Origin of the sequence: Pseudomonas sp. PDM04 (assembly GCF_014851765.1) — a bacterium.
Taxonomy (GTDB): Bacteria; Pseudomonadota; Gammaproteobacteria; order Pseudomonadales; family Pseudomonadaceae; genus Aquipseudomonas.
Window position 1 is genome coordinate 652,971 of record NZ_JACVAI010000004.1, and the last position, 14,367, is coordinate 667,337.

Annotated in this window: 12 protein-coding genes; 8 read left to right on the forward strand and 4 right to left on the reverse strand. The window is 60.5% G+C overall.

From position 1 onward, the window contains the following. Position 1: 1 nt before the first annotated feature. From gyrB to IB249_RS19100, 8 genes are all read left to right on the forward strand, one after another. Complete coding sequence (gene gyrB, locus IB249_RS19065) at positions 2 to 2,419, forward strand: DNA topoisomerase (ATP-hydrolyzing) subunit B (RefSeq protein ID WP_192307251.1); 2,418 nt, start codon at positions 2 to 4, stop codon at positions 2,417 to 2,419. A 188-nt stretch (positions 2,420 to 2,607) separates the two neighbouring features. Continuing rightward, the gene (locus IB249_RS19070; protein WP_192307252.1) at positions 2,608 to 3,468 is read left to right on the forward strand and encodes a MurR/RpiR family transcriptional regulator; all 861 of its coding nucleotides are present in this window, start codon (positions 2,608 to 2,610) and stop codon (positions 3,466 to 3,468) included. A 21-nt stretch (positions 3,469 to 3,489) separates the two neighbouring features. Further along, entirely contained in the window at positions 3,490 to 4,050 is a 561-nt protein-coding gene (gene ddpX, locus IB249_RS19075) for a D-alanyl-D-alanine dipeptidase (RefSeq protein ID WP_192307253.1), read from the forward strand. 174 nt (positions 4,051 to 4,224) lie between these two features. Then, positions 4,225 to 5,805, forward strand: a complete 1,581-nt coding sequence (locus IB249_RS19080) for an ABC transporter substrate-binding protein (RefSeq protein ID WP_192307254.1) — start codon at positions 4,225 to 4,227, stop codon at positions 5,803 to 5,805. A 74-nt stretch (positions 5,806 to 5,879) separates the two neighbouring features. After that, complete coding sequence (locus tag IB249_RS19085) at positions 5,880 to 6,896, forward strand: ABC transporter permease (protein ID WP_192307255.1); 1,017 nt, start codon at positions 5,880 to 5,882, stop codon at positions 6,894 to 6,896. 1 nt (position 6,897) lies between these two features. Next, positions 6,898 to 7,779 carry a D,D-dipeptide ABC transporter permease gene (gene ddpC, locus IB249_RS19090; protein ID WP_192307256.1) on the forward strand — a complete coding sequence of 294 codons (882 nt, stop codon included), beginning with the start codon at positions 6,898 to 6,900 and terminating at the stop codon, positions 7,777 to 7,779. 2 nt (positions 7,780 to 7,781) lie between these two features. Then, complete coding sequence (locus tag IB249_RS19095; RefSeq protein WP_192307257.1) at positions 7,782 to 8,765, forward strand: ABC transporter ATP-binding protein; 984 nt, start codon at positions 7,782 to 7,784, stop codon at positions 8,763 to 8,765. Then, a complete protein-coding gene (locus tag IB249_RS19100) occupies positions 8,765 to 9,736 on the forward strand; it encodes an ABC transporter ATP-binding protein (protein ID WP_192307258.1) in 972 nt (323 codons plus the stop codon). Before IB249_RS19095 ends, IB249_RS19100 begins: the two co-directional genes overlap by 1 nt. Positions 9,737 to 9,919: 183 nt before the next feature. On the opposite strand, the gene IB249_RS19105 is transcribed toward IB249_RS19100, so the two are convergent. The 4 genes from IB249_RS19105 to glyQ form a co-directional block, all read right to left on the reverse strand. Next, on the reverse strand, positions 9,920 to 10,699 hold the full coding sequence (locus IB249_RS19105) for a lysophospholipid acyltransferase family protein (RefSeq protein WP_192307259.1): 780 nt from the start codon (positions 10,697 to 10,699) through the stop codon (positions 9,920 to 9,922). A gap of 81 nt (positions 10,700 to 10,780) precedes the next feature. Next, positions 10,781 to 11,320 carry a D-glycero-beta-D-manno-heptose 1,7-bisphosphate 7-phosphatase gene (gene gmhB / locus IB249_RS19110; protein ID WP_192307260.1) on the reverse strand — a complete coding sequence of 180 codons (540 nt, stop codon included), beginning with the start codon at positions 11,318 to 11,320 and terminating at the stop codon, positions 10,781 to 10,783. 4 nt (positions 11,321 to 11,324) lie between these two features. Next, positions 11,325 to 13,379, reverse strand: a complete 2,055-nt coding sequence (gene glyS, locus IB249_RS19115) for a glycine--tRNA ligase subunit beta (RefSeq protein ID WP_192307261.1) — start codon at positions 13,377 to 13,379, stop codon at positions 11,325 to 11,327. Further along, positions 13,376 to 14,329 carry a glycine--tRNA ligase subunit alpha gene (gene glyQ / locus IB249_RS19120; RefSeq protein ID WP_003213601.1) on the reverse strand — a complete coding sequence of 318 codons (954 nt, stop codon included), beginning with the start codon at positions 14,327 to 14,329 and terminating at the stop codon, positions 13,376 to 13,378. Before glyQ ends, glyS begins: the two co-directional genes overlap by 4 nt. Positions 14,330 to 14,367: the final 38 nt, after the last annotated feature.

Genomic DNA, 14,367 nt, shown 5'->3' on the forward strand with positions numbered 1-14,367 from the left:
ATTGAGCGAAGAAAATACGTACGACTCATCGAGCATTAAAGTGCTGAAAGGCCTGGATGCCGTGCGCAAACGTCCCGGTATGTACATTGGTGACACTGACGATGGCAGCGGTCTTCACCACATGGTGTTCGAGGTGGTCGATAACTCGATCGACGAAGCTTTGGCCGGCCACTGTGACGACATCAGCATCATCATTCACCCGGATGAATCCATCACCGTTCGCGACAATGGTCGTGGCATCCCGGTAGACGTGCACAAAGAAGAAGGCGTATCGGCAGCCGAGGTCATCATGACCGTGCTGCACGCCGGCGGTAAGTTCGACGACAACTCCTACAAGGTCTCCGGCGGTCTGCACGGCGTAGGTGTGTCGGTCGTGAACGCCTTGTCCGAAGAACTGGTCCTGACCGTTCGCCGCAGCGGCAAGATCTGGGAACAGACCTACGTTCACGGTGTGCCACAGGCACCGATGGCCATCGTTGGCGACAGCGACACCACGGGCACCCAGATCCACTTCAAGGCTTCCAGCGAAACCTTCAAGAACATTCACTTCAGCTGGGACATCCTGGCCAAGCGAATTCGTGAGCTGTCGTTCCTCAACTCCGGTGTCGGCATCGTCCTCAAGGATGAGCGCTCGGGCAAGGAAGAGCTGTTCAAATACGAAGGCGGTTTGCGTGCGTTCGTTGAATACCTGAACACCAACAAGACTGCGGTCAACCAGGTGTTCCACTTCAACATCCAGCGTGAAGACGGCATCGGCGTGGAAATCGCCCTGCAGTGGAACGACAGCTTCAACGAGAATCTGTTGTGCTTCACCAACAACATTCCGCAGCGCGATGGCGGTACTCACCTGGTGGGTTTCCGTTCTGCGCTGACGCGTAACCTCAACACCTACATCGAAGCGGAAGGTCTGGCCAAGAAACACAAGGTCGCGACCACCGGTGACGATGCCCGTGAAGGCCTGACCGCGATCATCTCGGTGAAGGTGCCGGATCCGAAGTTCAGCTCCCAGACCAAAGACAAGCTGGTGTCTTCCGAAGTGAAGACCGCGGTCGAGCAGGAAATGGGCAAGTACTTCTCCGACTTCCTGTTGGAGAACCCGAACGAAGCCAAACTGGTCGTCGGCAAAATGATCGACGCAGCACGTGCCCGCGAAGCGGCACGTAAAGCACGCGAGATGACTCGCCGCAAAGGCGCGCTGGACATCGCTGGCCTGCCCGGCAAGCTCGCCGACTGCCAGGAAAAGGACCCTGCCCTTTCCGAACTGTACCTGGTGGAAGGTGACTCTGCTGGCGGTTCCGCCAAGCAGGGTCGTAACCGCAGAACCCAGGCAATCCTGCCCCTCAAGGGCAAGATCCTGAACGTCGAGAAGGCGCGTTTCGACAAGATGATCTCTTCCCAGGAAGTGGGCACCTTGATCACTGCGCTGGGCTGCGGCATCGGTCGCGAAGAGTACAACATCGACAAGTTGCGTTATCACAACATCATCATCATGACCGATGCTGACGTCGACGGTTCGCACATCCGTACCCTGCTGCTGACCTTCTTCTTCCGTCAGCTGCCGGAGCTGATCGAGCGTGGTTATATCTACATCGCCCAGCCGCCGCTGTACAAGGTCAAGAAAGGCAAGCAAGAGCAATACATCAAAGACGACGACGCCATGGAAGAATACATGACGCAGTCGGCCCTGGAAGATGCGAGCCTGCACCTGAACGAAGACGCACCGGGCATCTCCGGCGAAGCGCTGGAACGTCTGGTGAACGACTTCCGCATGGTCATGAAGACCCTCAAGCGTCTGTCGCGCCTGTACCCGCAGGAGTTGACCGAGCACTTCATCTACCTGCCGGCCGTCAGCCTGGAAAAACTCGGCGATCACGCCGCGATGCAGGAGTGGCTGACCCAGTACGAAGCGCGTCTGCGCCTGGTCGAGAAGTCTGGCCTGGTCTACAAGGCCAGCCTGCGTGAAGACCGCGAGCGTGGCGTGTGGCTGCCGGAAGTCGAACTGACCTCCCACGGCCTGTCGAGCTACGTCACCTTCAACCGCGACTTCTTCGGCAGCAATGACTACAAGACCGTCGTTTCGCTGGGGGCGCAGTTGAGCACCCTGTTGGATGAGGGGGCCTACGTCCAGCGTGGCGAGCGCAAGAAAGCCGTCACCGAGTTCAAGGAAGCCCTTGAATGGCTGATGACTGAAAGCACCAAGCGTCACACCATCCAGCGATACAAAGGTCTGGGCGAAATGAACCCGGATCAGCTGTGGGAAACCACCATGGACCCAAGTGTTCGCCGGATGCTCAAGGTGACCATCGAAGACGCCATTGGCGCGGATCAGATCTTCAACACCCTGATGGGTGATGCGGTCGAACCTCGTCGCGACTTCATTGAAAGCAATGCCTTGGCGGTGTCCAACCTGGACTTCTGATCCAGCGGATCTGCCAAACAAAAAGCCAGCGCATTGCGCTGGCTTTTTTTTTCGGTTTTTTCCGCTCTCGGTGGGGGAGCAAAAAGCACCAAAAAAACATGGTGTTGTCAGGAGGATAGATGTTATATATGTAACATAGATAAAGATAATGACACCGCAATAACAATACCTCGATCGGTGGCGCTGACATGTCGACAGAAAAGAACAGCTTTCTTCAGTTGCTCGAGCAGGAGTTCTCCAACCTGACCCCGACGGGCAAACGTATTGCCAGTTACCTACTGGGTAATCCGGACCAGCTTCCGTTCGAGTCGGCCGACAGTATCGCGCAGCAGGCATCCACCACCGGGATTTCCGTGGGGCGCTTTTTCCGGTCGCTGGGCTATCAAAACATCGATGAGGTCAAACAGAGTCTGCGCGGCGAAGCGCCGGCGTCCTGGCTGATCACGGACCGTATCGGCGCCTTTCGCACCGAGAGCACTCGCGAAGACGCCCTCGACCGCTCCATGACTCGCGAGATCGAAGCCATCCGGCACGTTTATGCCCTGGCACGCAGCAGTGTCTTCGACGATATCGTGCAGCGCATCTACGAAGCCGATGCGGTGTTCATTCTCGGTATTCAGTCGACCCGCGGGATTCTCACCGCATTTCATAGCCACCTTGAATACATCCGGCCCAAGGTCTACTACGTCGACGGCCTGTCCGGCATCTACGCCGAAACCCTGAACTCGGGCTTTGCCAATCCCTATGCCATCATTTCGGATTTCCGCGCCTATTCCAGTGTGACCCGGACGTTTTGCGACGCCGCCATCGATAACAACCTGCCCCTGGCCCTGATCACTGACCTGCAGTGCCCATGGGCCCGTGACTACTCGCTGGACCTGCTGCAACTCAAGACCGATGTCGGACAGTTCTGGGACTCCCCTGCCCCGCTGGCCTGCCTGTTGAACCTGATGGTGTCGGCGGTCGCCGAGAAGTATGGCGACCGTCTCGATGAACGCCTGACCAAAAATCGTCAACTGCAAAAGGCCTTCGGCCAGTTCGAAGGCTAGCAATCCAACTGGAGTTTTTGCGTGAACAACAGCCCCCTTGTAGAGATTGATGCCGAGCGTTATCAGGTGCAAATCGATCTGATCTACGCCAGTGCCGACAATCTGGCTGGAAAGGTGATTTACCCGAGTGCCCGTTGCCTGCTGCATCGCCAGGCGGCCGATTGCCTGGGCAAGGCCAGTGAGCTGGCGCGGCTGGCCGGCTACACGCTGCGTATCTATGACGCCTACCGCCCGCCCTTCGCCCAGTTCCTGTTGTGGGAGGCATTGCCTGACGGTAATTACGTGCGCGATCCCCATTTGGGTTCCCACCATAGCCGTGGCGTGGCCGTGGACCTGACCCTGGTGGATGGGGACGGACAGCCGCTGGACATGGGCACCGCCTTCGACGCCATGGAAGAGAAGTCCCATCAGTTCTACCCCGACCTGCCCGTCAATGTGCAGCGCAATCGTCTGCTGTTGCTGGGAATCATGCTCGCTTCCGGGTTCCGCGCAATTCCCACCGAGTGGTGGCATTACGAGCTTCCGGAAGCCGATGACTACCCCTTGCTGGAAGACGACCAGACCACCTTTTCGAACAACTGAAACCGCAACACACCCCGAGAAACCACAGAGTTTCGGGAAAACGCAGCACAGCCCACGTTCAGTCGGCTGATAACAACAACGTCAGCGTTACCTGCTTCACCTGCAACTGCCCGGTTATAGCTTTTATAAAAAACCTGACCTACTTCCATACATCGAATGATCAAGGAAACCGGCATGACCCTAATCAACACCGTGACCAGCAAAACCTTTCCACGCGCCACCCGGCTCGCGCTTGGCTTACTGTGCAGCGCAATGAGCCTGGGCGCCTGGCAAGCCGCCTCTGCGGCAACAGCCCAGGACACTCTGGTCATCGGCAAGCCCGCCGACCCGCAAACACTCGATCCGGCGGTCACCTTCGATAACAACGACTGGACCATCACCTACCCGTCCTACCAGCGACTGGTGAGCTACAAGACCGACGGTGACAAGAGCAGCACTGAAGTGACAGGCGACCTGGCGGAAAGCTGGACCGTGTCGCCGGACAACCTGGTCTGGGAATTCAAGATCAAGCCCGGCAACAAGTTCGACGACGGCACCGCCGTGGATGCCGCCGCCGTGAAGTTTTCCTTCGATCGTCTGATGACCATGAAGCAGGGGCCATCCGGTGCGTTCCCGGAGGACATGGTGGTGGCGGTGATCGACCCGCAGACCATCCGTTTCACCCTGAAAACGCCGTTCGCCCCTTTCCTGTTCACCCTGGCCCATAACGGCGCCTCGATCGTTAACCCGCTGGTGGCCAACAAGGGCGCTGAAACCAACGCCTGGCTGTCCAGCCACACTGCAGGCTCCGGCCCATTCCGCCTGACCAACTGGCAAAAGGGCCAGTCCATCACCATGGAGCCGAACCCTCATTTCGCCGGTCCCAAGCCTGCGTTCAAGACCGTGATCCTCAAGACCATTGCGGAGCCATCGGTGCGTCGCCTGCAACTGGAACGCGGGGACCTCGACATCATCGAGGACATGCCCGAAGACCAATTGGGCGCACTGGCCAGCAAGCCCGGTGTCGCGGTCAGGGATTTCCCCTCACTGCGCGTCACGTACCTGTACCTGAACAACAAGAAGGGGCCTCTGACCGACGTCAATGCCCGCCGCGCGATCACCGAGGCGGTGGACTACAACGGCATCGTCAAGGGCATTCTCAAGGACAAGGCCAAGCTGCTGAACGGGCCGATCCCGGATGGCATGTGGGCCTACGACAGTTCGCTGCCGGTGATGAAGCAGGACCTGGCCGCCGCGAAGGCCAGCCTGGCCAAGGCTCCCCAGAAGATCACCAACCTGAACTACATGTACTCGGACAAGGACGCCAACTGGGAACCGATCGGCCTGACCCTGCAGGCGGCCCTGGCTCCCCTGGGCATCAACCTCAAGCTGGAGAAGACCGCCAACGCCACCCTGCGTGAACGCGTCGGCCAGGCCGACTACGACATCGCCGTGGGCACCTGGAGCCCGGACTTCGCTGACCCGTACATGTTCATGAACTTCTGGTTCGACTCAAAGATGCAGGGCCTGCAGGGCAACCGCTCGTTCTACAGCAACCCGGAAGTCGACAAGCTGATTCGTGAAGCGGCCGCTGTCAGCGACACCGCCAAACGCGTCGAGCTGTACCAGACCGCGCAGAAAAAGGTGCTCGACGACAGCGTCTATGCCTACCTCTATCAGAAGAGCTACACCCTGCCGATGCGTGATTCGGTCAAGGGCTACGTGTTCAACCCCATGCTCGAACAAGTGTTCAACCTGGGAAGCATGAGCAAGTAAACAGGCTTCCTCGCGCCAGCCCCGGTGGCTGGCGCGGCTTCTGATTTTCGTCGCGCGTGTAACTGAGGTGCCAGATGGCCTTCCTGACAATGTTGCGCAAGCGCCTGCTCGGCTTGATCCTGGTCGTGTTCGGTGTTTCGCTGATTACCTTTTCGATTTCCCACCTGATCCCGGGCGACCCTGCGCGATTGATCGCCGGCGACCGTGCCAGCGATGCCCTCGTGGCAGGCATCCGTCATCAACTGGGATTGGACCTGCCGCTGTATCAGCAATACGGTCGTTACCTGATGGACCTGCTGCACGGGGACTTGGGGACCTCGATCCGAACCAACCGCCCCGTTCTGGAAGACTTGCAGGCGTTCTTCCCGGCGACCCTGGAACTGGCGCTGGTGGCCCTGGCGCTGGCGATTCTGGTGGGTGTGCCGCTGGGCGTGTTGTCTGCGGTCTACCACAACCGACTGATCGATCAGATCGCCCGGACCCTGGCGGTCACTGGTATTTCCACGCCGGCCTTCTGGCTCGGCCTGGGTGCAATCGTGTTGTTCTACGGCCATCTGGGCTGGTTGCCCGGCGGTGGCCGGTTGTCCGAAGGGCTCTCGCCGCCCCCGACGATCAGCGGTTTTTACCTGATCGATTCGCTGTTGGCAGGGGATGTGCGACTGTTTCTCGATGCAGCCGAACACCTGATCCTTCCAGCCGCAACGCTGGGCTTCGTGACCCTGGGGGTGGTCGCCCGACAGATCCGCTCGGCCATGCTGGATCAACTGGGTGAAGACTACATCCGCACCGCGCGCGCCTATGGGCTGTCCCGGTGGACCGTGATACTGCGTCATGCACTGCCCAACGCACTCATCCCATCGGTCACCGTCCTCGGGCTGACCCTGGGGGACTTATTGTATGGCGCGGTACTGACCGAAACCGTATTTGCCTGGCCCGGCATGGGCGCCTATGTGGTCAAGTCGATCCAATCGCTGGATTTCCCGGCGGTGATGGGCTTCGCCATTCTGGTGTCGTTCATCTATGTGCTGTTGAACATGGCCATCGACCTTTTGTACCGCGTGATCGACCCACGCATTGGCGAGGTGAATTGAAATGTCCGTGACTCTGACGGCAGCGCGTCGCCCGCGCAGGGCTGAAAAACTGGCCTACCTGGCGTACCAGATCCGCCGCAGCCCGCTGACCATGGCGGGCCTGTTGATCACTTCCATCGTATTGCTGTGCATGATTTTCGCACCCTGGCTGGCCAGCCATGACCCGAATGCCCTGAACCTCGGCGAGCGCCTGGCCCCACCGTCCGCCGACCATTGGTTTGGCACTGACGAAGTGGGCCGCGACCTGTTCAGCCGGGTGCTGTTCGGCAGCCAGCAATCGGTGGGCGTCGGCCTGTTCGTGGCGTTTGCCTCCTGTTTTATCGGCGGCTTGCTGGGGTGCTTTTCGGGGGTGATCGGCGGGCGCTTCGATGCATTCGTCATGCGTCTGATGGACATCATGCTGTCGGTGCCGTCGCTGGTCCTGATCATGGCATTGGCGGCTGCACTGGGCGCGAGCCTGTTCAACGCCATGCTGGCGATTACCCTGGTGCGAATTCCATCCTACGTGCGACTGGCCCGGGGCCAGGCCTTGAGCATTCGACAGATGGGATACGTCAAGGCGGCCCAGACGTTCGGCGCCGGACGCTGGCATGTGGTGCACTGGCACGTGGCGCGCAACGCCATGCCGCCGTTGCTGGTGCAATTGAGCCTGGATATCGGCAGCGCGATCCTCATGGCCTCGGCCCTGGGATTCATTGGCCTGGGTGCCCAGCAACCCACCGCCGAATGGGGCGCGATGGTCGCCACCGGGCGCAACTATATCCTCGACAACTGGTGGTACTCGACCTTTCCCGGCCTGGCGATTCTGATTACCGCCACCGGATTCAACCTGCTGGGCGATGGTGTCCGCGACCTGCTCGACCCACGGCAACAGGGGAAATGATCATGCAGACTTCGAGTCCAGTACTGGCCATCGACAACCTGAGCCTGGAGTTCCCGGCTTACAAGAACAACGTGAAGGCCCTGAACGGCGTGACGCTGCACGTCAATCCCGGCGAAATCGTCGGCGTGGTGGGCGAGTCCGGCTCGGGCAAGTCGGTCACGGCCATGCTCAGCATGCGCCTGCTGCCCGAGCGCAGCTATCGCATCACGGCGGGCAGCCTCAGCATGCTCGGCCGCGACATGCTCACCACCCCTGAAAAGGACCTGCTGCAGATTCGCGGGCGCGATGCGGCGATGATCTTCCAGGAGCCGATGACGGCCCTGAACCCGACCCGGCGCATCGGTCGGCAAATGCTCGATGTGATCATCCATCACCAGAAGATCAGTGCGGAACAGGCGCGGATCAAGGCGATTGCCCTGCTACGCGACATGCACATCGCCAGCCCCGAGCACGTGTTGGAGAGCTACCCTTTCGAACTCTCCGGAGGCATGCGCCAACGGGTGATGATTGCGCTGGCGTTCTCCTGCGAACCCCAACTGCTGATCGCCGACGAGCCGACCACCGCCCTCGACGTGACCGTGCAACGCCAGGTGCTGTTGCTGTTGCGGGAAAAGGCCCGGCAACGCGGCACGGCCATTTTGCTCATCACCCATGACATGGCGCTGGTGTCGCAATTCTGTGACCGGGTGTATGTCATGTACACCGGTGCGGTGGTCGAGGAAGGTCGCACCGTCGACGTGATGAACAATCCGCAGCACCCCTATACGCGCGGGCTGCTCAGTGGTCTCCCGGAAATGGTGGAGCCAGGCCAGCCGCTGCTGACCATTCCCGGGCAAGTTCCCAACCTCGCCTCCCTACCCGAGGGCTGCACGTTTCAGGAGCGTTGCTCATATGCCATGCCCGTCTGTGCCAGGCGCCCGACCCTCAATGCCATCAACGACCAACGTAAAAGCGCTTGCTGGTTGCCCGTCAAGGAGCTTTCGTGATGAACAGTGCCGTCCTTCAACGTACTACCCCAACGGCCCCGCCGATCCTTCAACTCAACGATGTTCGCGTGCGTTTTCCCGTCAGTAACGACTGGCTGGGTCGACCGCGAGGTTATGCCCACGCCCTCAATGGCATTGATCTGCAGGTACGGGCGGGCGAAACCCTGGGGATCGTGGGTGAGTCCGGCTGTGGAAAAAGCACCTTGGCGCAGCTGTTGATGGGCTTGATTGCACCCAGCAGCGGCGCTTTGAACTGGGCCAGTCGCCGCGATGACGAGGGTCGCAGCAACGTGCAGATCGTGTTCCAGGACCCTCAGTCTTCGCTCGATCCACGCCTGCCGATCTGGCGCATCATCACCGAGCCGCTGTACGCCCGGGGGCTTGTCGATCGTACGCAGATGCGCGAACTGGCTGCCCGGGTCGCGTCCCAGGTCGGCATTCGTCCGGAATACCTGGACCGCTTTCCCCACCAGTTTTCCGGCGGCCAGCGTCAACGGATTGCCATTGCCCGGGCCCTTTCCTCCGACCCGGACATTATCGTCCTCGACGAACCCACCTCGGCGCTGGACATCTCGGTGCAGGCGCAGATCCTCAACCTGCTTGCAGAGCTGCAACGTGCCCGCAACCTGACCTACATCCTGATCTCGCACAACGTTTCCGTCGTGCGTCATATGGCCGACCGGGTGGCGGTGATGTACCTGGGGCAGATCGTTGAGCTTGGCCACGCGGCTCAGGTGCTCGATCACCCGCGCCATCCCTATACCCGCCTGTTACTCGAAGCGGTGCCGCGACTGGGCGTCGCGTTGCATGCAGAACAGGTGGCGGCGCCCACCGAATTGCCGGGTAACCGAAATCTGCCCAAGGGCTGCTTCTTTCGAGAGCGCTGCAGTCTGTGCACGGTCGGTTGTGAAAATCCCCAGGCACTGCTGGGAGACGAAACACAGCGGGCGCGGTGTCATGTACTAGGTTGATGGCTGCGGCGAGTATTTGCGCATAAAAAAACCGGCTCGATGAGCCGGTTTTTTGAACTCCGGAAAAACCTATGCACATTTTTCCGGGTTTTATGAGTTTAAGAAATATATAATTAAATCAAATACTTAAAATGAAAATGCAGCAGGTGTCAGCAAAACGGCACACAGGTTATCCACAGATGTTCACACGGCCATCTGGTCGCTGGCTGCCGGGGCTTGTGGGGCGGGAGGAAGCGATCCCATTTCCCGTTGCATCTGCTCGTTCCAGGCCTGTACGCGATCATTGAGCTCGGCAATGGCACGTGGCCCGCTTCCCTCGGCATGCATGGGCTTGCCGATGATCACGGTAATGACCCCTTGCTTCTTCGCCCAGCCGGTCTTTGGCCAGAACTTGCCGGCGTTGTGGGCGATGGGCAGCACCGGCAGTGCCGCGTTGACCGCCAGTGCGGTGCCGCCACGGGAGAACTTGCCGATGGTGCCGTAGGGAACGCGGGTTCCTTCAGGGAAGATCAGCACCCAGACGCCATCCTTGAGCAGTTCATCGCCTCGTTTCGCCACCTGCTTGAGCGCCGCCTTCGGGTTGTCCCGGTCGATGGCGATCGGTCGCAACATGGCCATGGCCCAGCCGAAAAAGGGTACATACAGCAGCGAGCGCTTGAGCACCTGGCTCAACGGCTCGAAGTACGCCGAGATAAAGAAGGTTTCCCAGGTGCTCTGATGATTCGACTGGATCACGCAGGGCTGGTTCGGCACGTTCTCGGCGCCTTTGACTTCGTAACGGATGCCCAGGAACACCTTGCTCAACCACAGGGCGCATCGACACCAGTACACGTTGATAAAACGATAGCGCGCCTTGAATGGCAGGAACGGCGCGATAAAAAAGCTCAGGCTGCACCAGAGCAAGGAGCTGGTGCCCAGCAGCAGGTAAAAGAGGAAGATTCTGATGGCCTGCAGTATCGACATGGCGACGTTTACCGTGCGGGCTTTGCCCGTCTATATAAAGCGCACTCCCGATCAATCCCTGGTCAGGAACTCGAAAGCACTCTAATTGTGGATAAGTTGCGCGGCAACCGCCGCAAGATCGTCAAAAATCAGGGTGCCCACCGGCAGCGCCTTGGCTGACGTCTTCTCGCCCTTTCCGGTCTTCACCAGAACTGGCTGAGAATCGACGGCTTTGGCGGCCTCCAGGTCACCGAGACTGTCGCCGACGAACCATAGATTCGCCAGCGGCACGTCGTAATGTGCGGCGATGGTTTTCAACATCCCCGGTTTCGGCTTGCGGCATTCGCAGCCTTCGTCCGGCCCGTGCGGGCAATAGACGATCAGCCCGACCTCGCCGCCCTGCTCCGCCACCAGCCCGCGCAAGCGCTCGTGCATGGCGTCGAGGGTGGCGAGGTCGTAATAGCCGCGAGCGATGCCCGACTGGTTGGTAGCGACCGCTACCGTCCAGCCGGCCTTGCTCAACTGCGCGATGGCTTCGATCGAGCCGGGCAGAGGGATCCACTCTGCCACCGACTTGATGTAAGCGTCGGAGTCGTAGTTGATCACCCCGTCCCGATCGAGAATCAGCAGCTTCAACGGCAACCCCTCAACCCAGCAGCGAAATGTCGGCGACGCCGAGGAACAGCCCGCGCAGACGCGACAGCAACGCATAACGGTTGGCGCGCACATTGGCGTCATCCGCGTTGACCATGACGGCTTCGAAGAAGGCATCCACCGGTTCGCGCAACGCGGCCAGGCGCGCCAGCGATTCACTGTACTGGCGAGCAGCGGCCATCGGCTGCACGGCCTGGTCAGCCTGCTGGATCGCCGAATACAGCGAGAACTCGTTGGCGTTGTCGAAGTACTTGGCTTCCACGACGGTCGGCACGGAGCCTTCCACCTTGCTCAGCAGGTTCGACACACGCTTGTTCACCGCCGCCAGCGCCGCCGCTTCCGGCAATTTGCGGAAGGCCTGAACCGCTTGCACACGCTGGTCGAAGTCCAGCGCCGAGCCCGGCTTCAGAGCGCGAACCGACAGGTAGGTCGCCACGTCGACGCCTTCGTCTTCGTAGCGCGCACGCAGGCGGTCGAAGATGAACTCCAGCACCGCGTCGTTCAGGCCGGCTACCTTGACCTTGGCACCAAAGGCATTGACGGCGAATGCCACCGCGTCGTTCAGGTCCAGATCCAGTTGTTTCTCGATCAGGATGCGCAGCACGCCCAGCGCGGCACGGCGCAACGCATACGGGTCCTTGCTGCCGGTGGGCAGCATGCCGATACCGAAGATGCCCACGAGGGTGTCGAGCTTGTCGGCGATGGCCACGGCCGCACCGGTCAGGGTCGTCGGCAATTCAGCGCCGGCACCGCGCGGCATGTATTGCTCGTTCAGTGCCAGGGCGACGTCTTGCGGCTCGCCATCGTTGACGGCGTAGTAGTAGCCGGCAACGCCCTGCATTTCCGGGAACTCGCCGACCATCTCGGTCGCCAGGTCGCACTTGGACAGCAGGCCGGCGCGCGCCGCCCAGGATGCATTGCCGCCAATGCGCGCGGCAATGTAGGCGGCGAGTTTGGAAACGCGCTCGGCCTTGTCATAGACGCTGCCGAGTTTTTCCTGGAACACCACGTTCTGCAGGCGCTGGTTGAAGTCTTCGAGTTTCTGCTTCTTGTCCTGCTTGAAGAAGAACTCGGCGTCGGTCAGGCGTGGGCGAACCACTTTCTCGTTACCGGCGATGATCTGTTGCGGGTCCTTGCTTTCGATGTTGGCCACGGTGATGAAACGTGGCAGCAGCTTGCCGTCGGCGTCCAACAGGCAGAAGTACTTCTGGTTGTCCTGCATGGTGGTGATCAGCGCTTCCTGCGGCACGTCGAGGAAGCGTTCCTCGAACGAGCACACCAGCGGCACCGGCCATTCCACCAGTGCGGTCACTTCGTCGAGCAGCGCCGGTGGCACGATGGCAGTGCCTTCCTGGCGGGTGGCCAGCTCTTCGGTGCGCTTGCTGATGATCTCGCGGCGCTCGTTGGCGTCGGCCAGCACGTAGGCGGCACGCAGGTCGGCCAGGTAGCTGGACGGCGAACCGATGCGCACTTTTTCCGGGTGGTGGAAGCGGTGGCCACGGGAATCGCGATCGGCCTTCTGGGCCAGGAGGGTGCAGTCGATGACCTGGTCACCGAGCAGCATGACCAGCCACTGGGTCGGACGCACGAACTCTTCCTTGCGCGCGCCCCAGCGCATGCGCTTCGGGATCGGCAGGTCGTTCAGGGAATCCTCGACGATGGTCGGCAGCAGGCTGGCGGTCGGCTTGCCGGCGATGTTCTGGCTGTAGCGCAGTTTCGGACCGCTCTGGTCGATTTCGCTCAGCTCGACCCCGCACTTCTTGGCAAAGCCGAGGGCGGCCTGGGTCGGGTTGCCGTCGGCATCGAACGCGGCCTGGCGTGGCGGGCCGTCGAGGTTGATGCTGCGATCCGGTTGCTGGGTGGCCAGCGAGGTGATCAGCACGGCCAGGCGACGTGGCGCGGCGTAGACGGTCTTGGTCCCGTAGTTCAGGCCAGCGCTTTGCAGACCCTTGTCGATACCGGCCAGGAACGCTTCGGCCAAGGTGTTCAGGGCTTTGGGTGGCAGTTCTTCGGTGCCCAGTTCAACCAGGAAATCTTGAGCACTCATTGTGCAGCCTCCAGCTTGGCCAGTACTTCGTCACGCAGGTCCGGGGTCGCCATCGGGAAGCCCAGCTTGGCACGCGCCAGCAGGTAGGCTTGCGCAACGGAACGCGCCAGGGTGCGTACGCGCAGGATGTATTGCTGACGCGCGGTCACCGAGATCGCTCGGCGCGCATCCAGCAGGTTGAAAGTATGGGAAGCCTTCAACACCATTTCGTAGCTCGGCAATGGCAGCGGCTGGTCGAGTTCGATCAGGCGCTTGGCTTCGCTTTCGTAGAAATCGAACAGCTCGAACAGCTTTTCGACGTTGGCATGTTCGAAGTTGTAGGTGGACTGTTCCACTTCGTTCTGGTGGAACACGTCGCCGTAGGTCACCTTGCCAAACGGGCCGTCAGCCCAGACCAGGTCGTAGACCGAGTCCACGCCTTGCAGGTACATGGCCAGGCGCTCCAGGCCGTAGGTGATCTCGCCGGTCACCGGGTAGCATTCGATGCCGCCCGCTTGCTGGAAGTAAGTGAACTGCGTCACTTCCATGCCGTTGAGCCAGACTTCCCAGCCCAGGCCCCAGGCGCCCAGGGTCGGCGATTCCCAGTTGTCTTCGACGAAGCGGATGTCGTGGACCAGCGGGTCCAGGCCGACATGCTTGAGGGAGCCCAGGTACAGCTCCTGGAAATTGTCCGGGTTTGGCTTCAGAACCACCTGGAACTGGTAGTAGTGCTGCAGGCGGTTCGGGTTTTCGCCGTAGCGGCCGTCAGTCGGGCGGCGACTGGGCTGCACATAAGCGGCGTTCCAGGTTTCCGGGCCGATGGCGCGCAGAAACGTGGCGGTGTGGAAAGTCCCGGCGCCTACTTCCATATCGTAGGGCTGAAGTACCACGCAACCTTGCTCGGCCCAGTATTGCTGGAGCGCGAGGATCAAGTCTTGGAAGGTACGCACGGCTGGCGTAGGCTGGCTCACGAAATTCACCTGTTTCTTGGGCTGCGATTTAAAGAGCG

Excerpts from the sequence above, each read along its gene's own strand:
- IB249_RS19070 (WP_192307252.1), top strand. The coding sequence starts at position 2,608 with ATGTCGACAGAAAAGAACAGCTTTCTTCAGTTGCTCGAGCAGGAGTTC.
- IB249_RS19080 (WP_192307254.1), top strand. The coding sequence starts at position 4,225 with ATGACCCTAATCAACACCGTGACCAGCAAAACCTTTCCACGCGCCACC.
- IB249_RS19085 (WP_192307255.1), top strand. The coding sequence starts at position 5,880 with ATGGCCTTCCTGACAATGTTGCGCAAGCGCCTGCTCGGCTTGATCCTG.
- ddpC (WP_192307256.1), top strand. The coding sequence starts at position 6,898 with ATGTCCGTGACTCTGACGGCAGCGCGTCGCCCGCGCAGGGCTGAAAAA.
- IB249_RS19095 (WP_192307257.1), top strand. The coding sequence starts at position 7,782 with ATGCAGACTTCGAGTCCAGTACTGGCCATCGACAACCTGAGCCTGGAG.
- IB249_RS19100 (WP_192307258.1), top strand. The coding sequence starts at position 8,765 with ATGAACAGTGCCGTCCTTCAACGTACTACCCCAACGGCCCCGCCGATC.
- IB249_RS19105 (WP_192307259.1), bottom strand. The coding sequence starts at position 10,699 with ATGTCGATACTGCAGGCCATCAGAATCTTCCTCTTTTACCTGCTGCTG.
- glyS (WP_192307261.1), bottom strand. The coding sequence starts at position 13,379 with ATGAGTGCTCAAGATTTCCTGGTTGAACTGGGCACCGAAGAACTGCCA.